The sequence below is a fragment of the Roseibium sediminis genome (genome assembly GCF_008711325.1).
Taxonomy (GTDB): Bacteria; Pseudomonadota; Alphaproteobacteria; order Rhizobiales; family Stappiaceae; genus Roseibium; species Roseibium sediminis.
Genome location: NZ_VXDB01000007.1, coordinates 152,027 through 176,424, shown reverse-complemented (window position 1 = coordinate 176,424; position 24,398 = coordinate 152,027). Strand labels below are relative to the sequence as shown.

General features: G+C 59.3%; 20 protein-coding genes and 1 tRNA gene. 13 read left to right on the top strand and 8 right to left on the bottom strand.

Going from position 1 to position 24,398, the window contains the following annotated elements:
• Window positions 1-427: 427 nt before the first annotated feature.
• A complete protein-coding gene (locus F0155_RS09190; RefSeq protein WP_150524189.1) occupies window positions 428-3,220 on the top strand; it encodes a bifunctional aconitate hydratase 2/2-methylisocitrate dehydratase in 2,793 nt (930 codons plus the stop codon).
• Window positions 3,221-3,439: 219 nt separating this feature from the next.
• A complete protein-coding gene (locus F0155_RS09185) occupies window positions 3,440-5,095 on the top strand; it encodes an AMP-binding protein (RefSeq protein WP_425299918.1) in 1,656 nt (551 codons plus the stop codon).
• A gap of 97 nt (window positions 5,096-5,192) precedes the next feature.
• Here the strand turns inward: F0155_RS09185 and F0155_RS09180 are convergent, their stop codons facing one another.
• Both F0155_RS09180 and F0155_RS09175 read right to left on the bottom strand, forming a co-directional pair.
• Window positions 5,193-6,335, bottom strand: coding sequence for a GNAT family N-acetyltransferase (locus F0155_RS09180; protein WP_150524188.1), 1,143 nt, complete (start codon window positions 6,333-6,335; stop codon window positions 5,193-5,195).
• Window positions 6,332-7,747, bottom strand: a complete 1,416-nt coding sequence (locus F0155_RS09175) for a lipopolysaccharide biosynthesis protein (RefSeq protein ID WP_150524187.1) — start codon at window positions 7,745-7,747, stop codon at window positions 6,332-6,334. The genes F0155_RS09180 and F0155_RS09175 overlap by 4 nt, the downstream gene beginning before the upstream one ends.
• A gap of 245 nt (window positions 7,748-7,992) precedes the next feature.
• Between F0155_RS09175 and F0155_RS09170 the strand changes: the two genes are divergently transcribed.
• The 3 genes from F0155_RS09170 to F0155_RS09160 are packed head-to-tail and all read left to right on the top strand — an operon-like array spanning window position 7,993 to window position 13,857.
• Window positions 7,993-8,925: an ImuA family protein gene (locus F0155_RS09170; RefSeq protein ID WP_150524186.1), complete on the top strand. Its 933-nt coding sequence runs from the start codon at window positions 7,993-7,995 to the stop codon at window positions 8,923-8,925.
• Window positions 8,885-10,495: a Y-family DNA polymerase gene (locus F0155_RS09165; protein ID WP_150524269.1), complete on the top strand. Its 1,611-nt coding sequence runs from the start codon at window positions 8,885-8,887 to the stop codon at window positions 10,493-10,495. Before F0155_RS09170 ends, F0155_RS09165 begins: the two co-directional genes overlap by 41 nt.
• On the top strand, window positions 10,492-13,857 hold the full coding sequence (locus tag F0155_RS09160) for an error-prone DNA polymerase (protein ID WP_192913790.1): 3,366 nt from the start codon (window positions 10,492-10,494) through the stop codon (window positions 13,855-13,857). The genes F0155_RS09165 and F0155_RS09160 overlap by 4 nt, the downstream gene beginning before the upstream one ends.
• Window positions 13,858-13,909: 52 nt before the next feature.
• Here F0155_RS09160 and F0155_RS09155 read toward each other — a convergent pair whose 3' ends face one another.
• Window positions 13,910-14,311: a YchJ family protein gene (locus tag F0155_RS09155; RefSeq protein ID WP_150524185.1), complete on the bottom strand. Its 402-nt coding sequence runs from the start codon at window positions 14,309-14,311 to the stop codon at window positions 13,910-13,912.
• 82 nt (window positions 14,312-14,393) lie between these two features.
• Window positions 14,394-14,726, bottom strand: a complete 333-nt coding sequence (locus F0155_RS09150; protein WP_244303491.1) for a c-type cytochrome — start codon at window positions 14,724-14,726, stop codon at window positions 14,394-14,396.
• A 212-nt stretch (window positions 14,727-14,938) separates the two neighbouring features.
• Here F0155_RS09150 and ggt point away from each other — a divergent pair, with 212 nt between their 5' ends.
• Window positions 14,939-16,681 carry a gamma-glutamyltransferase gene (gene ggt / locus F0155_RS09145; RefSeq protein ID WP_150524184.1) on the top strand — a complete coding sequence of 581 codons (1,743 nt, stop codon included), beginning with the start codon at window positions 14,939-14,941 and terminating at the stop codon, window positions 16,679-16,681.
• Window positions 16,682-16,700: 19 nt separating this feature from the next.
• Here the strand turns inward: ggt and F0155_RS09140 are convergent, their stop codons facing one another.
• Together F0155_RS09140 and F0155_RS09135 are read right to left on the bottom strand one after the other, a co-directional pair.
• On the bottom strand, window positions 16,701-17,264 hold the full coding sequence (locus F0155_RS09140; protein WP_150524183.1) for a TetR/AcrR family transcriptional regulator: 564 nt from the start codon (window positions 17,262-17,264) through the stop codon (window positions 16,701-16,703).
• Window position 17,265: 1 nt separating this feature from the next.
• Window positions 17,266-17,637 carry a hypothetical protein gene (locus tag F0155_RS09135; protein ID WP_150524182.1) on the bottom strand — a complete coding sequence of 124 codons (372 nt, stop codon included), beginning with the start codon at window positions 17,635-17,637 and terminating at the stop codon, window positions 17,266-17,268.
• A 260-nt stretch (window positions 17,638-17,897) separates the two neighbouring features.
• Here F0155_RS09135 and F0155_RS09130 point away from each other — a divergent pair, with 260 nt between their 5' ends.
• Complete coding sequence (locus F0155_RS09130; RefSeq protein WP_150524181.1) at window positions 17,898-18,683, top strand: ThuA domain-containing protein; 786 nt, start codon at window positions 17,898-17,900, stop codon at window positions 18,681-18,683.
• A 59-nt stretch (window positions 18,684-18,742) separates the two neighbouring features.
• Window positions 18,743-19,813, top strand: a complete 1,071-nt coding sequence (locus tag F0155_RS09125) for a Gfo/Idh/MocA family protein (RefSeq protein ID WP_150524180.1) — start codon at window positions 18,743-18,745, stop codon at window positions 19,811-19,813.
• A gap of 232 nt (window positions 19,814-20,045) precedes the next feature.
• Here F0155_RS09125 and F0155_RS09120 read toward each other — a convergent pair.
• Window positions 20,046-20,120: transfer RNA gene (locus F0155_RS09120), tRNA-Gly, on the bottom strand.
• A 251-nt stretch (window positions 20,121-20,371) separates the two neighbouring features.
• Between F0155_RS09120 and F0155_RS09115 the strand changes: the two genes are divergently transcribed.
• The 4 genes from F0155_RS09115 (at window position 20,372) to F0155_RS09100 (ending at window position 22,992) form a co-directional block, all read left to right on the top strand.
• Window positions 20,372-20,905 (top strand): prolyl-tRNA synthetase associated domain-containing protein, encoded by a 534-nt coding sequence (locus F0155_RS09115; RefSeq protein WP_150524179.1) that lies wholly within the window; start codon window positions 20,372-20,374, stop codon window positions 20,903-20,905.
• A 101-nt stretch (window positions 20,906-21,006) separates the two neighbouring features.
• Window positions 21,007-21,990 carry a thioredoxin gene (trxA, locus tag F0155_RS09110; RefSeq protein WP_150524178.1) on the top strand — a complete coding sequence of 328 codons (984 nt, stop codon included), beginning with the start codon at window positions 21,007-21,009 and terminating at the stop codon, window positions 21,988-21,990.
• A 98-nt stretch (window positions 21,991-22,088) separates the two neighbouring features.
• A complete protein-coding gene (locus tag F0155_RS09105) occupies window positions 22,089-22,769 on the top strand; it encodes an LON peptidase substrate-binding domain-containing protein (RefSeq protein ID WP_150524177.1) in 681 nt (226 codons plus the stop codon).
• Window positions 22,770-22,782: 13 nt separating this feature from the next.
• On the top strand, window positions 22,783-22,992 hold the full coding sequence (locus F0155_RS09100; protein ID WP_150524176.1) for a Trm112 family protein: 210 nt from the start codon (window positions 22,783-22,785) through the stop codon (window positions 22,990-22,992).
• Window positions 22,993-23,037: 45 nt separating this feature from the next.
• Here the strand turns inward: F0155_RS09100 and F0155_RS09095 are convergent, their stop codons facing one another.
• Window positions 23,038-23,328, bottom strand: a complete 291-nt coding sequence (locus F0155_RS09095; protein WP_150524175.1) for a YggT family protein — start codon at window positions 23,326-23,328, stop codon at window positions 23,038-23,040.
• Window positions 23,329-23,575: 247 nt separating this feature from the next.
• On the opposite strand from F0155_RS09095, the gene F0155_RS09090 reads away from it, so the two are divergent.
• Window positions 23,576-24,367, top strand: coding sequence for a MipA/OmpV family protein (locus F0155_RS09090; protein WP_208999203.1), 792 nt, complete (start codon window positions 23,576-23,578; stop codon window positions 24,365-24,367).
• Window positions 24,368-24,398: the final 31 nt, after the last annotated feature.

Sequence of the window (24,398 nt, the reverse complement as noted above, 5' to 3'; positions counted from 1 at the left end):
CCTGGGTCTTCAAAATCTCTGGTGCACCGGGGAAGGTGCAAAAACATGCGGCGCTGCGTTTGAACAGTTGGCTCTTGTGTGCCAGGCAACGCTTTAATGCTGCCTCGATGGTCATACAGCAGTTCGGTCCATGCCTCTAGGTAGGGAGTGGGCGGTGCGGGGTCAATTTCCCGTAATGCTTTTCCCTGTTTGTGGCTGTGGGTGTGACGGTTTATTCATCTATTTGGGTTTGTTTTCCCAAGGGCAGGCGGGGTACAACCCCTGTGAGCGGCCATCGGCGAAAAACGCCGATCAAAATGGTCACAGAGATATTGCATACAGTTGTATACTGTTCTAAAACGCGCGCAGCCAGCTGACTTCCGGCCCGCCAGACCCTGACAGCGATCCGGACGTCACGCCCAACCCAACATCAGGACGCCAGATCATCATGAGCTTGTACACTGACTATCTGAAAGAGATCGAGACTCGCAAAGGCGAGGGCCTGCATCCGAAGCCGATCGATGATGCTGCCCTGCTGGCGGAGATCATTGCCCAGATCAAGGACGCCGGGAACGAGCACCGCGCCGACTCCCTGAAGTTCTTCATCTACAACACCCTGCCGGGCACAACGAGCGCGGCTGGTGAAAAGGCGAAGTTCCTGAAAGAGATCATCCTCGGTCAGTCTGTTGTCGCGGAAATCACCCCGGATTTTGCCTTCGAACTGCTGTCCCATATGAAGGGTGGCCCGTCCATCGAGGTTCTGCTGGATCTTGCCCTTGGCGAAGATGCCGCGATTGCCATGCAGGCCGGTGACGTGCTCAAGACCCAGGTGTTCCTCTATGAGGCAGACACCGATCGCCTCAAGGCCGCTTTTGCAGCTGGCAATGCAGTGGCTCGGGATGTCCTGGAAAGCTACGCGAAGGCCGAATTCTTCACAAAGCTCCCGCAGATCGAGGAAGAGATCAAGGTCGTCAGCTATGTGGCTGCCGAAGGCGACATTTCCACCGACCTGTTGTCGCCGGGCAACCAGGCGCACTCACGGTCCGACCGTGAACTGCATGGCAAGTGCATGATTTCCGAAGCGGCACAGAAGGAAATCGAGGCCCTGAAGCTGCAGCATCCGGACAAGCGCGTGATGCTGGTTGCCGAAAAGGGCACGATGGGCGTTGGGTCCTCGCGCATGTCCGGCGTCAACAACGTGGCGCTTTGGACCGGCAAGAAGGCCAGCCCCTATGTGCCGTTCGTCAACATCGCCCCGGTTGTTGCGGGCACCAACGGCATTTCGCCGATCTTTCTGACCACCGTTGGCGTGACCGGCGGCATTGGCATTGACCTGAAGAACTGGGTCAAGAAGCTGGATGCGGATGGCAAGCCGATCCTGAACAATGATGACAGCCCGGTTCTGGAGCAGAAATACTCCGTCGAAACCGGAACGGTCTTCAAGGTAAACACCAAGACCAAGAAGCTGCTCAGCGAAGACGGCAGCGAAGAGCTTGCCGATGTGGCTTCGTCCTTCACACCGCAGAAGGTCGAGTTCATGCGCGCCGGTGGCTCCTATGCCATCGTCTTCGGCAAGAAGCTGCAGACATTTGCCGCTGAAACCCTCGGCGTCGACATGCCGGTCGTGTTTGCCCCGTCCAAGGTTGTTTCCCATCCGGGGCAGGGCCTGACTGCCGTTGAAAAGATCTTCAACCGCAATGCGGCAGGCGTTGCCAAGGGCACTGTTCTTCATGCCGGTTCCGATGTGCGCGTGAAGGTCAACATCGTCGGGTCGCAGGACACGACAGGTCTGATGACCGCGCAGGAACTGGAAGCGATGGCAGCCACCGTCATTTCCCCAACGGTTGACGGGGCCTACCAGTCCGGCTGTCACACGGCATCGGTCTGGGACCTGAAGGCACAGGCCAACATCCCGAAGCTCATGAGCTTCATGAACAAGTTCGGCCTGATCACCGCGCGTGACCCGAAGAACGTCTATCACTCCATGACGGACGTCATTCACAAGGTGCTGAACGACATCACCGTGGATGACTGGGACATCATCATTGGTGGTGACAGTCACACCCGTATGTCGAAGGGCGTTGCCTTTGGTGCGGACTCCGGTACCGTGGCGCTGGCATTGGCCACCGGTGAAGCCACCATGCCGATCCCGGAATCCGTCAAGGTCACCTTCAAGGGTGCCATGAAGGACTACATGGATTTCCGCGACGTGGTTCATGCCACGCAGGCGCAGATGCTCAAGCAGCATGGCGACAACGTCTTCCAGGGCCGCGTGATCGAGGTTCACATCGGCACGTTGCTGGCCGATCAGGCCTTCACCTTCACCGACTGGACGGCGGAAATGAAGGCCAAGGCGTCGATCTGCATTTCCAATGACGAGACCCTGATCGGCTCGCTGGAATTGGCCAAGGGCCGTATCCAGGTGATGATCGACAAGGGCATGGACAATGCCAACAAGGTTCTTCAGGGCCTGATCGACAAGGCTGACAAGCGCATTGCCGAAATCCGCTCCGGCGAGAAGCCGGCCCTGACCCCGGACGAAAACGCCAAGTATTTCGCCGAGGTCGTTGTGGATCTCGACGAGATCGACGAGCCGATGATCGCTGATCCGGACGTCAACAACGCCGATGTCTCCAAGCGCTACACCCACGACACCATCCGCCCGGTTTCGTTCTATCGCGGCGAGAAAAAGGTGGATCTGGGCTTCGTCGGATCGTGCATGGTGCACAAGGGCGACATGAAAATCGTTGCCCAGATGTTGAAGAACCTGGAAAAGACCAACGGCAAGGTGGAGTTCAAGGCTCCTCTGGTCGTTGCCGCTCCGACCTACAACATCATCGACGAGCTGAAGGCCGAGGGTGACTGGGACGTTCTGCAGAAATACTCCGGCTTTGAGTTCGACGACAACGCGCCGAAGAGCAAGGCCCGTACCGAGTACGAGAACATTCTCTATCTGGAGCGTCCGGGCTGTAACCTTTGCATGGGCAACCAGGAAAAGGCCGCCAAGGGCGATACGGTTCTGGCAACCTCCACACGCCTGTTCCAGGGCCGCGTGGTGGAAGATTCAGCCGAGAAGAAGGGCGAATCCCTGTTGGCCTCGACCCCGGTCGTGGTTCTCTCTGCGATCCTCGGCCGCACGCCGAATATCGACGAGTACAAGCAGGCGGTTGAAGGCATCGACCTGACCAAGTTCGCCCCGCCGCGCGACAAGCTGGCTTCCGGCCGGTCGGTTCACTTCTAGGAACCTGCGCATTCAAGACTGTTGACGACGGCCGCTCCTATCCATCCTAACCGGGATGGATAGGGGTGGCCGTTGGCATTTTTGAGCGCATATATATATAAGGTCGGAATGCGCCTTGAGGATGCGAACTTCCAACAGTGCCCATTCGTTCTATTGCGCTGCAGCAATCCGGGCGCTAGGGTCTCCGCGGTTTAAGCGTTGGAGATCGCAGTCTTGAAACTGCAGCTTGCTGATAACATTGCGGAAATCCGGTCCGGATTTTCCTGGAACCTGCCTGTGCGTTACAACATGGCGGACAGTGTCAGTGACCGCTGGGCGGTGGAAGATCCGCAGCGTCTGGCGATCCGCCACGTTCGTGAAGATGGTACTCTCGAAGATTGGTCCCACCTTGCGCTGAACCGGGCAGCGAACCGCTTTGCCAATGTTCTGGTGGCGCACGGCGTTGTTCGTGGTGACCGGGTGGCGCTCTTGCTGCCGCAGGGTCCCAAGGTCGCGATTTCCCATGTCGGAATTTACAAGTGCGGCGGCGTTGCTGTGCCTCTCGCCAGCCTGTTTGGTCTGGAGGCCCTGAAATATCGCCTGTCGAATGCCGGTGTGAAGGTGCTGGTCACCGACGAAGCGGGGCTGGAAAAGCTGGCCGTGATCCGGGATGAACTGCCGGGTCTTGAGATCGTGATCTCGGTCGATGGGGTTACCGATCAGGCAATGGGCTTCGATGACCTGATGGGCGCTGCCTCCGACAGGTTTGAAACGGCTGGCTCCACACCTGATGATCCGGCGCTGATGATCTATACGTCGGGAACGACCGGCCAGCCCAAGGGAGTGCTGCATGGGCACCGGGTGCTGTTGGGGCACCTGCCGGGCATCCAGTTGTCCCAGAATTTTCTCGGGCAGGACGGTGATCGTCTGTGGACCCCGGCTGACTGGGCATGGGCGGGAGGGCTTTTGAATGCCCTTTTCCCGGCGCTTCATTTCGGTGTGCCGGTGGTGTCTTTTGCCTTCCGCAAATTTGATCCGGAGCGGGCCTTCCGGTTGATGGAAGCACAAGGCGTGCGCAATGCCTTCATTCCTCCAACGGCCCTGAAGATGTTGCGTTCCGTTGCCTCGCCCGCCTCGCGATTTGACCTTGCCCTTCGCTCTGTCGGGTCGGCCGGAGAGTCTCTCGGGCGGGAGACCTATGACTGGTTTGCTGACGAATTCGGCTTTGCGGTCAACGAGTTTTACGGCCAGACGGAGTGTAACGCGGTGCTGGGGTCCTGTGCTGCAGCTGGCGTGTCACGCTCGGGGGCCATCGGGCAGGCAATCCCCGGGCACGAGGTCGCCATTGTCGATGAAAAGGGAAATGTGCTGCCGCCCGAAACACAGGGGCAGATTGCCATCCGTCGCCCGGACCCTGTGATGTTCCTTGAATATTGGGGACGGCCCGAAGCGACGGCGGAGAAATTTGTCGGTGACTGGATGATGACCGGCGATCAGGGTGTTCAGGACGAGGACGGCTATGTGTTCTTCGTTGGTCGGGATGATGACATCATCACCTCCGCCAGCTACCGGATCGGCCCCGGCGAAATCGAGGATTGTCTGTTGATGCATCCGGCGGTGGCCTTGTCGGCGGCGATCGGCAAGCCCGATCCCTTGAGAACGGAGATCGTGAAGGCCTATGTGGTTCTTAAAGAGGGGCATCAGCCGGGAGACGAACTGGAAGCCGATATCCGTGATTTCGTGAAGGGGCGTTTGTCTGCACACGAATATCCGCGCGAGATCGAGTTTGTGGACGAGTTGCCGATGACGACAACCGGCAAGGTGATCCGCCGTCAGCTGCGCGAAAAGGCGCGTGAGGAAGTCCGGCTGGCCAAAGGCGCCATAGTTTCACTCTAGAGCGTCTCGCATTCACTGAATCACTCGACGTGCTCTAAATATTTGATTTGGCGCATTTCCTGACGGCGAACCGGTATCCACTTCGCCTGTAAATGCTTTAACGGCTTTTGCGGAAGAGCTTTCGGGCGATGGATTTTGCCGTTTGTTCAAGATCCGTATCCGCCTGTCCCGCCGACATGAGCAGGCGGCCTGTCGAGGACTTTGCCAGGAGCAGCGTGGCGATACGCAGCTTGCCGCGCCACAGCGGCTCGATCATGGCGTGCCCTGGAATGGCAAGGGAATCCGCGCTCCAGATGTCCGGGTTCTTCAGGTTTTCTTCCATCGCATAAAGGGCGATCTGACTGCCCGGTGAGTAGCGCGCATAGGCTTCGTCATAGGCGATTTTCCAGGAATAGACCTGATGGCCCTCCTGCAGGAGCACCAGCATGGCAAGCGGCTTGCCGCCCACGCTGAGGCTGTCGATGCGCACGCCGTTGGATGCGGAACGGCGGGCGACCATCTCCCTTGAAAAGGCCAGTGTCCGCGGATTGGACTTCAGGGCCGTGCCGGACTTTCCCTTCCAGCCGCGTGTTTCCAGCTCCAGAAACGTATCGAAGGCTGCCACAGCCGCTTCGCCGGTGACGCTGGTGAACTCCACGTCGCCTTCCTCTGCAAGGCGTCGGATCAGGCGTTTGAACTCCTTGCGCCGCTTGCCGGTATAGGCTTCGGAGAACTGGATTTCACCCTTGGCACCGTGTGCATGTGCGGCTCGTTCCGCTTCATGAGCCAGCTTCCATGACCAGTCGGATCCAAGTGTCAATAACTGCGCTGCAATGGCGGTGTCGAGCGGGAGATAGGGTATTGCGGCAAGGGGAGTGCCGGTTTCCCGCGTCATGGTGTCCAGAAACAGCCCCACTGCCTCCTTCGGCGTGCAGCCGGTCATCAAGGGCGTGCCAAGCGGAGCGTATTCGGTGCTCCAGACGGTTGCGGCGGGAACGGCCAGTCCCAGTCGGCGCTTGCCAACCGGGGCGGCAATCAGCCATTCGCCGTTTTGTCCATGGCGCACGACAATGAGCCTTACCTGTCCGCTGTCCATGTTTTTCAGGAAGGGGATCAGAAAGTCGGGTCCGAAGAACGGGTTCGGGTCGCTGGCCTTTTCGGCAAGGCGTTGCCAGGCCGCAAGATCTATGTCCGGCGACAGGGGGTCCAGCGCGAAGGCCTCAATTGGCGGGCTGGTCGGTTTTTGGGTTTCCCCGATCATGTTTTCCGTCTTCCGGACAGGAGAATGGGTAAAATGAATGTATGCACTTTAAACCGTTGATGGACTGAAATGGCCAGATAGGTTGCTTCAAAAGAAATTGCCAGACTTGTGGCAAGCGCTGCGCCAGCGAGGCCCATTTGCGGGATCAGGATAATATTCAGGCAGATATTCAAGATGAAGGTGGTGCCGTAGATCAAGGCAGACCTTTTCTGGTAGCCGGACATGCTGAGGAGGGCATCTGCAGGTCCAACTGAGGCTCTGGCGAGAACCCCGAGCGATAGCAGGGCAATGAGGCTGTACCCGTCGCTGAAACCGGGGCCGAACAATGACAGCACGAAGGGGGCGATCAGCAACAGGCCGCAGGCCGCTGCAACGGACGGCCAGAAGGTCCACATGGTCGCCTGTCTGATATAGGCGGACAGGCCTTCCGTGTCTCCTGAGTGAACGAAGCCGGAGAAGCGATGCGCCGAGGCGGCCCGTACGGCAAAATAGACAAAATGCACCAGTGCCAGCGTCTTGGAGGCGGCGAAATAGACAGCCACTTCATCAGGAGTGTGCCAGAAGCTGACCATGATGGTATCGGCGCTGGTGATGAGCTGGATGAACCCTTCAACCAGCAGCATGGGCATGGACACCAGCACCCAGGTTGGCAGGTCTGTTTCCCGCGCTCCGGCAGGGACGACGGATTTGAGCCTGCCTGCAAGTTTCAGATACTGGGCAAGGGCGATCACGGTCGTGGCAACAAGCGCAGTGATCACGGCAGTCTGGGCCGTGACGGTCTCGCCAAGCAGGATCAGGGCGGCCAGCAGAAGGAGAATGGTCAAGGGGCGCCAGATATAGGTCGGCTGCATCGCCAACATGGTCCAGTCGTAGCTGCGGGCAATTCCGTCCTGCACGGCGCCGACGGCAAACATCGGGATCGCCAGCAGGACGATCAGCATCGGCTGGACGTAATAGCTTTCAAGTGCGCCCTGAAAGGTCAGCACTCCGCTGATGCCAACAGCGGTGACGAGGCTGGCAAGGAGAAAGGCGACCAGGCGGCTGGTGGTCAGGAAGCCGCGCAGATGAGCCCAGTCCTCCGATTGGCGATATTGGGGGATGAACCGGCTGGCGGAGGTCGCAAACCCGCCGCAGGCCATGACGCCCAGCATGATGACCCAGGTCCAGGCGAGGGAGAAGATGCCGTATTCATGCGCGCCCATCCAGCGGGCGAGAAGGATCTGCGAGGCAAAGGCGAGGCCCGCGCCGGCAATGCGAATCAGGAAGGTCTTCACGGCCATGCGTCCGGCGGCGGACGCTTCCCGGTCCTGACCGCCCAATAGCCGTTTTGCCCCTTTCACGAAGGGGGCAAGCAGGGGGGCTGCCAGCACATTCTGGAGGCGCTGAGCCCAAAAGCCGTCAATTGAACGCACGCGAGGTTCCTGAAACCTTTGTTTTTCACTGCGTATTTATGACACGGCTCTCTTAAGATTTTACCTGTGCGTGTCTTTTTCGGAGCTTGCGTGATCAAAGCTGTGTGAAGGCTAAGGAGGTGCTGGCGAAATCAAACGCGGGGAGCAAGCATTTGAAACACGGGATCAGAAGGCGCTTGACTCGCAGGCAAAGTTCCGGAATCAATTAGAACAAATAGAGAACATTTGTGCTGACTGGAACTGACGTGCACCAGGGTTTCCAAAAACGGGCAGATCAGCGCGACCGCCTTTGTGAACTGCGCCGCCGCATTGCGGATCTGGAGGGTCGCCTCCCCTCCGAGGCGCGGTTTGATCCGGCCCCTGTCTCCGCCGCCATGAAGCAGGGGCCGGTCTTTTCTCAAGGGGCAGATGCGGAAGCCTTGCGTCTCAGGTTTGGCATCGAGGCCCTTGATGCGGTGTTTCGCGACTATGCCCTGCGCCTTGACACGCTGCATGAGGTGGTGGGCGAACAGAGTCGGGATTGCGGGGCTGTCTCCGGCTTTGCCCTTGCGCTTCTGGCAAGGATCATGCGGCAGCGAAAAGGCATGGTCCTTTGGGTTGCTGGCCCCGAGGTTCTTCGCGAGGAAGGACGGTTTCACGGTCCGGGGCTTCTGCAGTTCGGACTCGATCCGCGCCGCGTTGTGGCCGTGTTTCCACGCCGGATGGAGGATGTCCTCTGGGGGCTGGAGGAAGGGGCGCGATGTTCGTCGCTGGCCGCCGTTCTGGGCGAGGTGCAGGGCATGAACCGGATCCTTGATCTCACAGCAACCCGCCGTTTGCTGTTGCGGGCGCAGACCAGCAACGTGCCGGTGCTGTTGCTGCGCCACGGGGTTGCGCAGGAGCCGACAGCAGCCCTGACGCGCTGGTGCATCTCGCCGCGCGCGTCGCAGGGACCAGATCTCTTGCGGCATGGCCCGCATGAGGCGGTCGGCAGGCCGGGGTGGATGGTGAGTTTGACACGCAATCGGGAAGGCCGATCCGGTAACTTAGATCTGGAGTGGAACCATGAGACGGGACAATTTGCTGCGCCAGCGCGTGCTCTCGCTCTGGTTTCCGGACCTGCCGGTCAACAGGATCCTGAGACGCCTCAATTCGGCGATGCGGCCTCCGGCCGGGCAGGCTTCGGCGGAAGCGGTTGAGCCACCCTTTGCCGTTGCCGACAAGACTGGCAACGTTCAGCGCCTCGTCTCCGTCAACCGCATGGCGCGGGCGCTGGGCCTGAAACCGGGCGAGAATCTCGCCGATGCGCGCGCGCGCGTTCCCCATCTGCTTGTCGAACCGGCCGCACCCGAGCAGGACCGGATGCTGCTGGAGCGGCTGGCCGACTGGTGTGATCGCTACACGCCGCTTGTGGCGCTGGATGGCGAGGATGGCCTCATTCTGGACATTACCGGTTGCGCGCATCTCTTTGACGGGGAAGAGGCGCTTCTTGCTGACGTGCAGGATCGTCTGACCCGTCAGGGTTTTGCAGTTTGCGGGGCCGTTGCGGACACACCGGGGGCAGCCTGGGCGATAACCCGGTTCGGCATGGGAGGCTGTGTTCCTTCGGGAGAAGAGCGTGCTGCCCTTGTAAACCTGCCGGTTCGCGCGCTGCGCATTGCCGAGGCAGCAGCGGAAGGGTTGGAACGGGTCGGACTTGCAACAATCGGGGCAATCTGCGACCGGCCGCGTGCGCCCCTTGCAAACCGGTTCGGGCTGGAGCTCGTGCAGCGTCTGGATCAGGCTTTGGGTCGGGAGAAACAACCGATCTCACCGCGGTTCGCCGCGCCCTTTGTGGTGGCGGAACGGCGTTTTTTCGAACCGATTGGCCGCATGGAAGATGTGCAGGCGGTGCTCTTGTCCCTTGCGGGTCAGGTGGCCGGGGCGCTGGAGCGGCGCTGCGAGGGCGGACGGGTGTTCGAGCTGGCGCTCTTTCGGGTGGACGGCGCCGTACAGCGTGTCGTGGTCGGCACCAGCCGCCCCTTGCGTGATCCCAGGCGCGTTCTCGCCCTTTTTGCCGAAAAACTCAAAACGGACGAGAGCGTGCTCGATGCCGGCTATGGTTATGACCTGATCCGGCTCGCCATTATCGAGGCCGAGACGGCAAGTGCTGAACAGTTGACCCTGTCGACAGGCAGCGAGCAGGGCAGCGAGGCAGACCTTGCCGGTCTGATTGATCGCCTTGGGGCGCGGCTTGGCATCGACCGGGTGACCCGGTTCCTGCCCGTGAACCGTCATTTGCCGGAAAGCCAGACAGGTTTTGTTCCCGCAGCCCTTGCGCGTGAGGACGCCTTGTCCTGGGTAGGGTTTGGCGGGGATGATTTCGGCCTTGGCAAGGAAGGGACGGAAAACCTTGTTTCCGGTGCTGACCCGGTTGTCGAGGCGCATTGGCAGGAATTGCCGCTGGAGCTTCCCCTTGAGAGGCCCTTGCGCCTGATCGACCCTGCCGAACCTGTCGAAGCGGTGGCGATGGTGCCGGAAGGCCCTCCCTTGCGGTTTCGCTGGCGGCGGGTGCTCTACAAGGTGGTGCGGTCCGAGGGGCCGGAGCGCATTGCTCCGCCCTGGTGGATGGGTGCGCCGGATGCGCCTGACCCGCAGCGACAGGCGGTCACGCGAGACTATTTCCGGATCGAGGATGAGGACGGTCGGCGCTTCTGGCTCTACCGCGAAGGGCTTTATGCCCGCGAGACGACGGCGCCGTGCTGGTATCTTCAGGGGATCTTCGCATGATCGGGGAGACCCGCTTTGCCGAACTGTGCACGGCCAGCAATTTCTCCTTCCTGCATGGGGCCTCCCACCCCGAAGAGCTGGCGATGACGGCATCTGCCCTCGGGCTGGAAGCACTTGGCCTGTGCGACCGAAACTCCATGGCCGGGGTGGTGCGGGCCCATATGGCGGCCAAGGAGGTTGGCCTTGCCTTTGTGCCCGGCTGCCGCCTTGCCTTTCTGGACGGGACACCGGACCTTCTGGTCTGGCCGAAACACAGGGAGGGGTACGGTCGGCTGACCCGCCTTTTGACCGTTGGCAACCGGCGAGCGGAAAAGGGCAGCTGCCATCTCGTGCAGGAGGATCTGGAGCTGCTGGGCAAGGGCTGTGCCGCTGCCCTCGTCCTGCCTGCAGGTCTGCCCCGACCTGACACGGTCAAGGCCATGTTGTTGTCCTTGAAAGACCGGTTGGGGTCTGATCTGCGCCTTGCCGTTTCCCTGCCGCGTGGCGGCGCTGACCGGCGGCGACTGGATCTGGCACGTATGCTTGCCGGGAAGGCGGGCGTGCCGCTGCTGGCTACCAATGATGTTCTTTATCATGTTGCCGAACGTCGCCCCTTGCAGGATGTCCTGACCTGTATTCGTCTGCATGAGCGACTGGAAACGGCGGGACGCAGCCTTGAAGCCAATGCGGAGCGCTATCTGAAGGGGGCGGAGGAAATGGACCGCCTGTTCGATTGCCTCCCCCAAGCCTTGCGGGAAAGCCTGACCCTGCTGGAGGAGCTTCGGTTTTCCCTTGATGACCTGGCCTATGAATATCCCGAGGAACCCTGTGGGGAGAGCGCGACACCACAGGCGGAACTGGAACGGTTGACAGCGGAAGGCGTGCGCCAGCGTTATCCGGGCGGGGCGCCGGACAAGGTGAAAAAGGCCATTGCGCACGAGCTTCACCTTGTCGCAGAGCTTGAGTACGCGCCGTATTTCCTGACCGTTTATGACATTGTCCGCTTTGCCCGCAGCCGGGGTATCCTGTGTCAGGGACGGGGATCGGCGGCCAATTCCGCCGTCTGTTTCTGTCTCGGCATCACGGAGGTCGATCCGGAGAGGGCCGACCTTCTTTTCGAGCGCTTCATCTCGCCGGAACGACGCGAACCTCCTGATATCGATGTTGATTTCGAACATGAGCGGCGGGAGGAGGTGATCCAGTACATCTACGAGAAATATGGCCGGGAACGGGCAGGGCTTGCGGCCACCGTGATTACCTACCGGACCCGCTCGGCCCTGCGGGAGGTCGGCAAGGTTTTTGGTCTGTCGGAGGATGCCATCGGGGCTTTGTCCGGCACCGTCTGGGGGCACTCCAGTTCCGCCGCCAGTGACGCTCAGGTGCGCGAGGCCGGGCTTGATCCGTCAGATCCCATGCTGGTGCAGATGATGGATCTGGTCAAAACCCTGATCGGGTTTCCCCGGCACCTCTCCCAGCATGTCGGCGGCTTTGTGATTACCAAAGGGCGGCTCGATGAAGTGGTGCCGATCCAGAATGCGGCCATGGAAGACCGGACGGTCATCGAATGGGACAAGGATGACCTTGATTCCCTTGGAATTTTGAAGATCGACGTGCTGGCCCTCGGCATGTTGTCGGCCATCCGCAAGGCGCTCGACATGCTGTCGGTCGACTATGGGCTGGATTTGACGGTCTCCAGCATCCCGGCCGAGGAGGAGGCTGTATACGACATGATTTGCAGGGCGGATACGGTTGGCGTCTTTCAGATCGAAAGCCGGGCCCAGATGACCATGCTGCCGCGCCTGAGGCCGCGCGCGTTCTATGACCTTGTGATCGAGGTGGCGATTGTGCGCCCCGGCCCCATTCAGGGCGACATGGTGCATCCCTATCTGCGCCGCAGGCAGGGGTTGGAGAAGGTCACCTATCCAAGCCGCGAGCTGGAAGAGGTTCTCGGCAAGACCATGGGGGTGCCGCTCTTTCAGGAGCAGGCGATGAAGATCGCCATCGTGGCAGCGGGTTTCACGCCCGGCGAGGCAGACCGGTTGCGGCGGGCCATGGCCACCTTCCGGCGGGTGGGCACCATCGGCACCTTCCAGACCAAGATGATCGAGGGTATGGCGAAAAACGGCTATGACCGGGACTTTGCCGAGCGGTGCTTTCGCCAGATCGAGGGCTTCGGCGAATATGGCTTTCCCGAAAGCCACGCGGCAAGCTTTGCGCTTCTGGTCTATGCCTCGTCCTGGATCAAGGCGCGCTACCCGGATGTCTTTTGTGCTGCGCTTTTGAACTCCCAGCCCATGGGGTTTTATGCCCCTGCCCAGCTGGTGCGCGATGCGCGCGAGCATGGGGTGGATGTGCGCGAGGTGGATATCAACCTGTCGGGCTGGGATGCGATCCTTGAACCGGGAAGCCCGGCGGCGGGTCGTCTGCATCCAAGACATTGCGACATGCGGCACACCATCCGTTCCGACAAGGCAGTGCGCCTTGGTTTCCGCTCCATCAAGGGCGTGCGGCAGGACGACATGGAACAGTTGGTCGCCCTTCGGGGAAGGGGGTATGATTCTGTTCGTGATCTCTGGCTGCGCACGGGGCTTGGGCGTCCGGTGATCCTGAAACTGGCGGAAGCGGACGCCTTTCGATCGCTCGGGCTGGACCGACGGGCTGCAGTCTGGGCAGCGCAGGGGCTGGAGCGTGGCAAGCTTCAGGATCGCCTTCCCCTGTTCGATACGGCTGAGGCGGGTGACTTGCGGCCCGAGCCGGACGCAGATCTGCCGGCCATGCCTCCGGGCGCGCATGTCATGGCGGATTACCAGACGCTCAGCCTCTCCCTGAAGGCGCATCCGGTTGCCTTTGTGCGGCCTGGCCTTCGCCAGCAGGGGGTTCTGCCTTGCCTGCAGCTGGACCGGGTGCCATCGGGACGGATCGTCACCGTTGCCGGGCTTGTGCTGGTGCGCCAGCGGCCCGGCTCAGCCAAGGGCGTGATCTTTGTCACTTTGGAAGATGAAGGCGGTATCGCCAATGTGATTGTCTGGCCAAAGGTTTTTGAAAGATACCGCCCGCTGGTGCTTGGCTGCCGCTTCCTGAAGGTGCGGGGCCGCCTGCAATCGGAAGCCGGGGTCATTCATGTGGTTGCCGATCATGTGGAGGATGCCACCCCGCTCATGGCCAATCTGTCGGATATGTCGCTTGCCGCAGCCGGGATGCCTCAGGCGGGACTTGCCCATGCTGACGAGGTCAGGCGCCCGGTGATCGAACTGTCTGAAAAGATCAAGCCGGCCAGTCGTCTGGCGCAGCTGGTGCGCGAGGTGCCGGAACTGCGTCAGGACGTTGCCCGGTTAAAGCCGGAGAAGCTCAAGGCCTTGCCCGGCGGGCGGAACTTTCATTGATGCAAGACAGGTAGGGATGCCAGACAGGTTGGGCCGTCACGCGGGGCGGAGTTCAGGCCTCCGGAAGCGCCTCGACATAGTACCAGCGACCGGATTTCCGGCGAAACCGGCTAAGCTCCCGATGGGTCTTGAGAGTGCCGCCTGTCAGGTATTTCGCCTCAAAAAGGACCGTTCCCTCACGATCCCCGGCATCACCCTTTTCCACCCTGAGAATATCCAGCCCGGACCAGTGGTTTTCCGCCGCCCAGTTGGCGGTTGCCGCAAAGTCGAACTCGGGCTGGTATTTCGGCCAGAGTGTTTCCTTCAGATAGGAAATCTTGCCCGTTGCAAAGGCGCTATAGCGCGAGCGCATCAGCTGCTGGGCCGTATCCGGCAGCCGCTCTGCTTCCAGAAACGGCGAGCAGCACTCGGCAAAAGGGCGACCGGATTTGCAGGGACACGAGGGTATCGTCATTGCGGGAAAAACCTTCCTTTGCCGACCCGTTATCACGTCCGACGCAAGTGATCCATCCTCGAATATTCTCAAGAGCTGAGGCTCAATCTTCCTTCAGGGAGAGGATGTAGCGGGCGAGATCGGCGATTTCGAAATTGGTCAGCGCCATGTCGGGCATCTTTGGATGCGGGTCGGCCAGAAAGGTCTTGAGGCTTTCTTCGGTGTAAGCACCGCCATTGGCAACATCGAAGAAGCTTGGCAGGCTGGCGCCGGAGACGATGTCCTGATCCTCGGCAACCACATGGCAGGCCGCGCACCATTTGAGGGCAAGCGCCTTGCCGTTGGCTTCATCTGCGGCGTGCGCGGGAAGGGAAAGGCCGGTGCCCATCAAACAGAGAGCTGCCCCGATGGTCAGGACTGATCGGACCTTGTTCATGTCATCTCTCCCAGATGCGGCGTCGATTCGCGATTTGCCAATGATGTACTGAACCAGCTTATCGACTGGTTGTGCCAAGGGAAATCCGCAATTCAACAGATAAACGACATGGGTTCGATTGCCATCTGCATATTGTAACAGGCTGCCGCATGGGCCACATTGGACCTGCACCATTTTTACAATGCCAATTCATCACAAGAACCGGGGAAGCCATGTATACAAGGCGCAGTTTTTCTCTTCGCGCGATGTGTCTTGCCGGGGCCCTGACAATTGCCCTGCCTGTCACGACATTTGCCCAGACCGCCATCATATCCGGAGCGGACAGGTTTCACCCGGTTGTCGCCGAAAACGGAATGGTGGCAAGTCAGGAAGCGCTGGCGACCGAAGTCGGTGTCGAAATCCTGAAAAAGGGCGGTAATGCCATTGATGCGGCCATTGCGACCGGGTTTGCCCTTGCAGTGACCCTGCCACGTGCCGGAAACCTCGGCGGCGGCGGTTTCATGATGATCCATCGCAGTGAAAGCAATGAAACCGAAGCTCTCGATTACCGCGAGAAGGCCCCGGCTGCTGCGTTCCGCGACATGTTCCTTGGCGCTGACGGCAATGCAGACAAGGAAAAGTCACGCTATTCGGGTCTCGCCGTTGGCGTTCCGGGAACGGTTGCCGGTTTTGAGGCGGCTTTCAAGAAACATGGCAGCGGCAAGGTCAGCTGGGCGGACCTGGTGGAACCGGCCATCCGGCTGGCTGAGGACGGGATCGTCTTGACGCCGGACCTTGCCTCCTCCCTTGTTGCCCGTCTGGAAAGGCTGGGGCAGGACGAGGCGACGGCCAAAATCTTCTACAAACCTGGGCTTGTGCCCTATCAGGCGGGGGAAGTCCTGAAACAACCCGATCTTGCCGCCACCTTGCGCAAGATTGCGGAAAACGGAGCCGACGGTTTCTACAAGGGGGATGTTGCGGAAAAGATTGCTGCCAAGGTTCAGGCGACCGGCGGTGGCATGACGAGTGAAGACCTTGCTTCCTACAACGCTATCTGGCGGAAACCGGTCACGGGGTCCTATCGCGGGCACGAAGTTGCCTCCATGCCGCCTCCCTCTTCTGGCGGCACGCATATCGTGCAGATCCTCAATATTCTGGAAGGGTTTCCCATCCGCGAAACCGGCGCAAATTCCGCCGACACGATCCACGTGATGGCCGAGGCCATGCGCCGGGCCTATGCTGACCGGTCCGAGTATCTGGGAGATCCTGATTTTGTGGACGTTCCGGTCGCCGGTCTGACCAGCAAGGCCTATGCAGACACCTTGCGGGAGCTGATTTCGCTCGACAAGGCAACGCCGTCTGAAGAGGTACGGCCCGCCGATCCCCTGCCCTATGAGAGCAATCAGACGACACACTATTCCGTCGTCGACAAGGATGGCAACGCGGTCTCCAACACCTATACGCTGAACTTCTCCTATGGCGTCGGCATGACGGCCGATGGGACAGGTGTCTTGCTGAACAACGAGCTGGACGACTTTTCGGCCAAGCCCGGCGTGCCGAATGCCTACGGCCTGATCGGCGGGGACGCCAATGCGGTGGAGCCAAACAAGCGGCCGCTGTCCTCCATGAGCCCGACCCTTGTCTTCAAGGACGGCAAGGTTCTGATGGTCACCGGATCACCGGGCGGTAGCCGGATCATCACCACGACACTGCAGGTCATCATGAACGTGATCGATCACGAGATGAATATTGCCGAGGCGACCAACGCCCCTCGCATTCATCATCAATGGTTCCCGGATGAAATCCGCGTCGAGGAGGGGCTTTCGCCGGATACGATCCGTCTGCTCGAAGAGCGGGGTCACAAGGTGGCGCTGAAGAACGTCATGGGATCAACCCAGTCGATCATGAAGGTGGACGGTGTGCTGGCGGGGGCGTCCGATCCGCGCCGGGAAGGGGCCTTGACCCTCGGATACTGATCCCACGCACTGTTGCCAGTCAGGAAATCGGGCTGTCGCCCTTGGCGGCAGCCAGTTCAACCATCTTGTTGAACCGGCGAACCAACCTCAATATCTCCTGCTGTGACAAGTCCGGCCACACAAGTTGTGTTCCGACAAAAGCGGCATATTCAATCCGCGCAATGTCGATTGCAGAGGCGGGGTCATACCCCTGAGCCTTGTAAATTCGGGCGATGAACCCTGTTCTGAGCTCATCCACCTCCCGCAAAACCTTCCGGGCGGTTTCATTGGATTGGGCAAACTGGCGGACCGCTCGTTCCAGATCCTGATCCAGCGCGGTGGCCAGAACGGTGAGCCGCTCTCCTTGATCTTCGGGTGGTTCCTTGAGGGCAGAGTCTGCGACTTCCAGCGTGTTCTTTCGTTTCCACTCTTCCATGAGGTCGAGGATGAAGGCCGAGTGGTCGGGAAAGTGGTGGTAAAACGACCCCCGCGTTTTCCCCGAGGCCTCGCACAGGGCTTCAAGGCTAAGGCCCCGGCTTCCAATGGCGGCCAGCTGTTTCAAGCCAAGGGCCAGCCAGTCCGCTTTTCCAAACCGTTTGCTCACCTCAAGAAAAACCTCCGGCAATTCCAAGCACGACGATGGGCAGGAACAGCCAGCCCTGCGGCATATGCTTGTAGCTCTGGCGATGCCAGATGGGCAAGACAAGCCCGAACAGGCAGAACGTGCCCGTCAGAAGTGTAGCGATCCAGGCAACATCTAGGCTTTCCGCACGCAGGGTTGCCAGAAGGAACATCCCGGAGATGACCGCCAGCACGATGGTGACAAGGTGCCAGCAGTAATAGGTGGTTAGTTTCGGAACCTGATGTAGGTCCTTCGCTTTCATTAAGGGTGTGGCGATTGCACGTCCACCTGCAAAGGTGTGGACCAGAAAGACCACAAAGGACAGGAATGCAGCTGCTGCAAAATAGGTGTTCATCAAACTCTCCAAACATACCAAACAGTATGGTTTGTATTCCTGATGTGTAGCTCAGGAAAGGCGACATTTGAGCGCAGCGCATTTGCAAATTGTCGGGCGTGAGGAGGCAGATGCTGAGACTTCCAGCGCTCCAAAGGTAATCCGGACCACTTTCCCCTTGGTCATTGACAGCTGTAAAAATCGCATGATAGCGCTATTCAAAGCGCTTTGAATTTCGGGTGCAGAGCGTGTGTGTATTTAGCTATTCCGTGGGAGCCATCATGCCAATCAGAGCAGTCGTCTGGGGCGAAAACGTCCATGAACAGAAGAACAGGGTCGTTGCAGATCTTTATCCGAAAGGCATGCACCAGTGCATCGCCGATGCCTTGAATCTGGATCAGGGCATTCAGGCGACGACGGCTACCCTTCAGGAACCCGAGCACGGATTGAGCGAAGCGCGTCTTGCCGAAACGGATGTGCTCTTGTGGTGGGGACACGCGGCCCACGGGCATGTCAGCGATGAGGTTGTCGAGCGCGTATGCAATGCGGTCTGGTCGGGCATGGGCATGGTCTTTTTGCATTCAGCCCATTTTGCAAAACCCTTCAAGCGCCTGATGGGGGCACCGTGCAATCTCACATGGCGCGAAGCTGGCGAAAAGGAACGGCTGTGGGTGACCAGCCGAAATCACCCGATCACGGCTGGCCTGCCGGACAGTTTTGAACTCGAGATGGAGGAAATGTATGGCGAGCCTTTCGGCGTGCCGGAGCCTCTGGAAACTGTTTTCATCAGCTGGTTCGAAGGCGGGGAGGTATTCCGCTCCGGTCTTACTTACAAGCGAGGCGCTGGCAACATCTTCTATTTTCGACCCGGCCACGAAACCTACCCGACCTACCACAACAAGGACGTTCAGACCGTGATCCGCAATGGTGTCAAATGGGCTTTCAATCCCATGGCCAGGATCGCAGATCCGAATGCCGCACCGAATGTCCCGGTTGATCAGGCGCCGGAGAAAATCGTCGAAAAAGGGCCGAAACTGCATGCCGAAGGCGAAGACGGATACCGCTAGGCGGTATCCGCACCCGGTGTGTTCCCGCTCCAAGATTGATCGTTTTCAAGGAAACCAAGATGGCATCGTCCGCTCAACCTGTTCGCATTTTGATTCTGGGCACCGGAAACATGGCCAAGGCCCATGCCGAGGCGTATCGCAAGATCCCCGGTGTGGAGCTCGTGGCTGCTGTCGACCAGCGTCCGGCCGTTCTGGAAGCCTTTTGCGACGACTTCGCCATCGCCAATCGATTCGCCTCGCTGGAGGAAGCCATCGCCTGGGAGGGGTTTGATGCTGCCTCCAATGTGACACCGGATGGCGCGCACCATCCAACGACCCTGCCATTGCTTGCGGCTGGCAAGCATGTCCTGTGCGAAAAGCCGCTGGCGACGAATGCTCGTGATGCCAGGGACATGGCTGAGGCTGCGCGCAAGAGCGGGAAGGTCGCGATGGTGAACCTGAGCTACCGCAATGTTGCGGTACTGCAAAAGGCGGCCGAACTGGTTGCTGATGGAGCAATCGGATCCCTTCGGCATTTTGAGGCCTCCTATCTCCAGAGCTGGCTGACCCAACCTGCCTGGGGTGACTGGAAGAGCGAAAGCCAATGGCTGTGGCGCTTGTCGACCCGCCATGGCTCCAAGGGGGTTCTTGGCGATGTCGGTATCCACATTCTGGACTTTGCGACATTTGCTGCAGGGTCTGCGGTCGATAGCCTTTCCTGCCGCCTGAAAACCTTCGACAAGGCTCCGGGTGGGCAGATCGGAGACTATGTCCTTGATGCCAATGACAGTTTCACCTTGCAGGCAGAGCTTGAAAACGGGGCGCTCGGAACTATCTCGGCCAGCCGCTTTGCTTCCGGCCATCTCAACGACCTGCGCCTGCGCCTTTACGGTGACAAGGGCGGTCTGGAGGTGCTGTTTGAAAAGGGCGTTGAGTCCTTGCGCATTTGCAAGGAGGGGGATTTGAGCTCAGGGAGCTGGGCAACAATTGAGGTGTCACCAGTCCCGACAGTCTATCAGCGCTTTATTGCCGCCATTCGCGGTGAAGTCGCACCGGAGCCCGATTTTGATCATGGCGCCAGGCTTCAGGTTGCCCTTGATCTGGCGGAGCAATCGAATGCAGAGGGCGGGCGCTTTCTGGCTGTTTGCTAGAGCAGGTCTCGCATTCACTGCATCACTCGACGTGCACTGAATATTTGATTTGGCGCATTTCCTGACGGCCAACCGGTATCCACTTCGCCTAGACTGCTCTAACGCCGCATGACGCATTTGCAAGGGCCGGGCTCGTCGCTCGGCCTTTTGTTTTGCAAGGGTCAAATCAGGGGCCAAAAACCAAAAAACCGACGATCTTTCGATCGTCGGTCTGAGGCTCTTTCGAGCGAATTGGAGCGGGCGATGGGATTCGAACCCACGACCCCAACCTTGGCAAGGTTGTGCTCTACCCCTGAGCTACACCCGCATAATGTTCCGGGGAGTTGGTTTGTGACCGCCTCCGTCGGTGAGGTGGGCAGTATATGCACCGAGCCGAAAAATTTTGCAACAGGCAAAATGCAAGATTTTGATTATGCCTAATTTTGGGGATTCCCTGTGGATGAACTGGCCCTTCCCTTGTTCTGTTTTTGGCCGCTAAAGCCTGAAAATTCCTTGAGAAATCGACCCCGCTTACGGTACAGCTCTTTTGACGGAAAAGCGAATTTTGGAGAGAAGCGCATGCCTGCGAACCGTGCAGACTTGATGAAATTTCTTGAGGCGCAGGGGATCGAGGTTTCCACGATAGACCATGAACCGGTCTTCACTGTGGCTGAGTCCAGCGCTCTTCATGAGCAGATTCCGGGCGGGCATACCAAGAACCTCTTCGTGAAAGACAAGAAGGGGCGACTGTTTCTGATCGTCGCCCTGCATGATGCGACGATCGATCTCAAAAAGGCGCATCAGGTCATTGGCGGACAGGGGCGGGTTTCGTTTGGCAATGGAGATCTTCTGATGGAAGTGCTCGGCGTGACGCCAGGCTCTGTCACCCCGTTCTCCCTGATCAATGACCGCGAGGCGCAGCGCGTCACGCCGATCTTCGACGCGGCCATGATGCAGCATGACATCCTGAACTTTCATCCCCTGCTCAATGACGCCTCCACCGCAATCAAGGCTGGAGATCTACTGAAATTTGCAAAAGCCTGTGGCCACGAGCCTCAAGTTCTGGCAGTCAGCGAAGAGGCAAGAGAGCAGGTTGAAACGGCGGATTTGTAAAATCCGCTTCACAACTCCATGTTAGGGGCAACGGTCGGCCAGAGTGCATGAGGCATGTGGCCGAACAGATGTCTTCAGCCCGATATGACGAGGCAATGAGAATGAGCGCAGGCAACTTTTCCATGGGCGGCCAGATTGGCGGCGGATTCGGTGGCGGTTTCGGCGGTGGCGACGGCTACGGCGGAGGCGGCTCATCCGGCGGGGCAGGTGGAGACAGCGACCTGATCTTCGACGTCACGACCCAGTCTTTCCTCAAAGACGTCATGGAAGCGTCCCGCGACCAGCCGATCCTCGTGGATTTCTGGGCGCCATGGTGCGGCCCGTGCAAGCAGCTCACCCCGATCATCGAGGGCGCGGTGAAGGCGGCAGGCGGGGCGGTGAAGCTTGCAAAGATGAATATTGACGAGAACCCGGAAATCGCCGGTCAACTCGGCATTCAGTCCATTCCGGCGGTAATTGCCTTCAAGAACGGGCAGCCGGTGGACGGGTTCATGGGCGCGCAGCCGGAGAGCCAAGTCAAGGCTTTCATTGAAAAGCTGGGCGGGGTGCCGGCTGTCAGTCAGGCAGACCAGTTCATCGAGCAGGGCGAGGAGCTTCTGGCCGCCGAGAACTATCAGGAAGCTGCCCAGTTGTTCGGCGCTGCCATGCAGATGGAGCCGGACAACGTGAAGGCGCTATCCGGACTGGCCCAGTGCATGCTCGGGGTTGGCGAGACCGATCGTGCCAAGCAGGTTTTGGCGATGGTGCCGGAAGACAAGCACTCCGATCCGGCCTACGTTGCCGCCAAGACAGCGCTTGATCTCGTCGAACAGGCTGCAGATCTCGGGGATCTGGCAGAGTTTCAGGACCGTGTCGAGAAGGATCCGATGGATCATCAGGCCCGGCTCGATCTGGCCATCGGTCTCAATGCACGCGGTGACAAGGAAGGGGCTGTCGACCAGCTCATCGAAATCGTCCGCCGGGATCGCGAGTGGAACGAGGACGGCGGGCGCAAGCAGCTTCTGCAGTTCTTCGAAGCCTGGGGCTTCAAGGATCCGGCCAGTGCCTATGGTCGCCGCAAACTGTCTTCTGTGCTGTTTTCTTGACCCGGCTCTTTCCCGCCACAGATAGTTGGACGGTATCGGAAACGCGGTGATGGTGTAGACTGACCGTCCGACAGGTGATTTGTGGGAGTTGCGCTGACATGCAGGCTGGAAACGCAATCTATGAAACCATCGCGGATTTGCCGCCTCTCATACCTGTGTTTCCCCTATCCGGCGCACTCCTGTTGCCTCGGACCCAGCTGCCGCTGAATATCTTCGAACCACGCTATATCGACATGATCGATCATGCGCTGGCGGGAAACAGGCTTATCGGCATGGTGCAGCCATCCCCCGATCTGGAACGCAATGATCCGGACCTGCCCGTTCTGGCGAATGTCGGCTGTGTCGGGCGACTGATCTCGTTTCAGGAAAGCGGCGATGGCCGCTACCTGATCACGTTGCAGGGTGTTTCCCGATTCGCGGTTGGGCGTGAACTCGATACATTCACGGCCTTTCGGCAGGTGGAATGCGATTTTGCGCCCTTTGCCTCCGACCTGCGCTCAGGCACAGGCGAAGAGGATGTTGACCGGGACGGGCTTCTGAGAACCTTGCGGGCCTATCTTGATGCAAACGACCTTGAAGCGGATTGGGAGAGCGTTTCCGAGGCCGAGACAGAAGTTCTGGTCAATGCGCTGTGCATGATGAGCCCCTATGGTCCGGCGGAAAAGCAGGCGCTTCTGGAAGCGCGTGACCTTCGCATTCGGGCGGAAACCTTGATTGCGATCACGGAAATGGATATTGCCCGCTCTCATCATGGCGAGGGTGGAACCACTCTCCAGTAATCAGGAGCAGAACATGACATCTTCCGACACGCAGCCTGTTGCGGAGCCCAGAAAGCTCGACCGCAAGCTGCTTGAGCTGCTTGTGTGTCCGGTGACCAAGACCACCCTGGAATATGACGCTGAGGGGCAGGAGCTGATCTCGCGCGCGGCCAAGCTGGCCTACCCGATTCGCAACGGCATTCCGATCATGCTCCCCGAGGAAGCAAGGCTTCTGGACGAATAACCGCGAATGCTCGCGCTGACGGGATCGGCGCGGCTTTCTTCAGCCTTAAAACACGTTCGGATAGACGTAACGGACGATGACGTTCTGAAGGAAGAAAATGCCGAGCAGCAATGCAATCGGCGAGAGGTCAATGCCCCCGAAATTCGGCAGGATACGGCGGATCGGTCGCAAGGCGGGCTCTGTCAGATTGTAGAGCATCTGCCCGATCGTGGCGATGATCTGGTTGCTGGAGTTCACGATGTTGAACGCATAAAGCCACGAGAAAATGGCACTTGCGATGATTACGTAAACATAGAGGTTGAGCGCCAGCATGATGACGTCAAGAAGAGCAAGCATGGAGCATCATCCGATTCAGTAGGACCCGATACCTTTTGATGTAGCGATCCTGTGCCGCCGCCGCAAGGTGGAGATTGCGTATGGTGCCGGTTGAACCCGGGGTTTCCCCACATGTGGCAGTGCGCAAATACAACAGTTCACCAATTTGTGCCGCTCTGGCACGGCGTTAACACAACTTTTCACATGGTCATGTGCTAGGGTCCGCCAAATTCGATTGTTCGAAAGCGAGTCTGTGATGAAGTTGACCGTGAAAAAAGCAGTGCTGGGTATCGCATTGTGCGGTTTTGCCGGAAGTGCGCTTGCGCAGGAAGCAGCCCTTGAGCCGCCGACCTCCACGCGCCAGTTCGACATTGAGGTCGGTATCGGTGGCTCCTTGCAGTCCCGCTACCCGGGATCTGACGAATATCTGTTTTCGCCCTTTCCGATCTTCAGTGTTGGCCGGTTCTATGTTCCAGGTCTTGGACAGGTTCTGGACGGTCGCCGCAAGAACGGTATCTTCTTTTTCCCGTCTCTGGATTTTCACGGCGAGCGCAAGGCGTCCGATGACAAGGACCTGACGGGTACCCGCGACGTCGACTGGGCGTTTGAAGCTGGTCTCGGTGCGGGGTACCGAACAGAGCATTGGCGCGCTTTCGTCGAAATTCGTCAGGGTTTCAACGGTCATACCGGTCAGGTAGGTCAGCTTGGAGCTGATGCGATCCTGTATCCGACGGACAAGCTCGAGTTCAACATTGGTCCGCGTCTCGGCTTTGGCTTCGGCGACTACATGGACACCTATTATGGTGTTACGGATGCAGAATCTGCTGCAAGCGGCGGACGCCTTCGCCAGTATGACCCGGATTCCGGTTTTACCAGCGTCGGTCTTGCTGCGCGCGCCAGCTACAGCCTCAATGACAAGACCCGCCTGCATTTGGCCGCCGGTTATGACCGCCTGATCGGCGATGCAGCGAACAGCCCGATTGCCGATGTTGGCAGCAAGGACCAGTTCCGCATCTCCACCGGCATCAGCTACCGCTTCTCTTTCGATCTGTTCGACTGAGGCGGAAACGTCATATGTGAAATCGAAAAAC

Bases quoted from the DNA above. Each gene is read 5' to 3' on its own strand.
- F0155_RS09100 (WP_150524176.1), top strand. From the start codon at position 22,783: ATGACATCTTCCGACACGCAGCCTGTTGCGGAGCCCAGAAAGCTCGAC.
- ggt (WP_150524184.1), top strand. From the start codon at position 14,939: ATGTATACAAGGCGCAGTTTTTCTCTTCGCGCGATGTGTCTTGCCGGG.
- F0155_RS09095 (WP_150524175.1), bottom strand. From the start codon at position 23,328: ATGCTTGCTCTTCTTGACGTCATCATGCTGGCGCTCAACCTCTATGTT.
- F0155_RS09160 (WP_192913790.1), top strand. From the start codon at position 10,492: ATGATCGGGGAGACCCGCTTTGCCGAACTGTGCACGGCCAGCAATTTC.
- F0155_RS09155 (WP_150524185.1), bottom strand. From the start codon at position 14,311: ATGACGATACCCTCGTGTCCCTGCAAATCCGGTCGCCCTTTTGCCGAG.
- F0155_RS09150 (WP_244303491.1), bottom strand. From the start codon at position 14,726: ATGAACAAGGTCCGATCAGTCCTGACCATCGGGGCAGCTCTCTGTTTG.
- F0155_RS09115 (WP_150524179.1), top strand. From the start codon at position 20,372: ATGCCTGCGAACCGTGCAGACTTGATGAAATTTCTTGAGGCGCAGGGG.
- trxA (WP_150524178.1), top strand. From the start codon at position 21,007: ATGAGCGCAGGCAACTTTTCCATGGGCGGCCAGATTGGCGGCGGATTC.
- F0155_RS09105 (WP_150524177.1), top strand. From the start codon at position 22,089: ATGCAGGCTGGAAACGCAATCTATGAAACCATCGCGGATTTGCCGCCT.
- F0155_RS09135 (WP_150524182.1), bottom strand. From the start codon at position 17,637: ATGAACACCTATTTTGCAGCAGCTGCATTCCTGTCCTTTGTGGTCTTT.
- F0155_RS09125 (WP_150524180.1), top strand. From the start codon at position 18,743: ATGGCATCGTCCGCTCAACCTGTTCGCATTTTGATTCTGGGCACCGGA.
- F0155_RS09190 (WP_150524189.1), top strand. From the start codon at position 428: ATGAGCTTGTACACTGACTATCTGAAAGAGATCGAGACTCGCAAAGGC.
- F0155_RS09130 (WP_150524181.1), top strand. From the start codon at position 17,898: ATGCCAATCAGAGCAGTCGTCTGGGGCGAAAACGTCCATGAACAGAAG.
- F0155_RS09165 (WP_150524269.1), top strand. From the start codon at position 8,885: ATGCGGCCTCCGGCCGGGCAGGCTTCGGCGGAAGCGGTTGAGCCACCC.
- F0155_RS09180 (WP_150524188.1), bottom strand. From the start codon at position 6,335: ATGATCGGGGAAACCCAAAAACCGACCAGCCCGCCAATTGAGGCCTTC.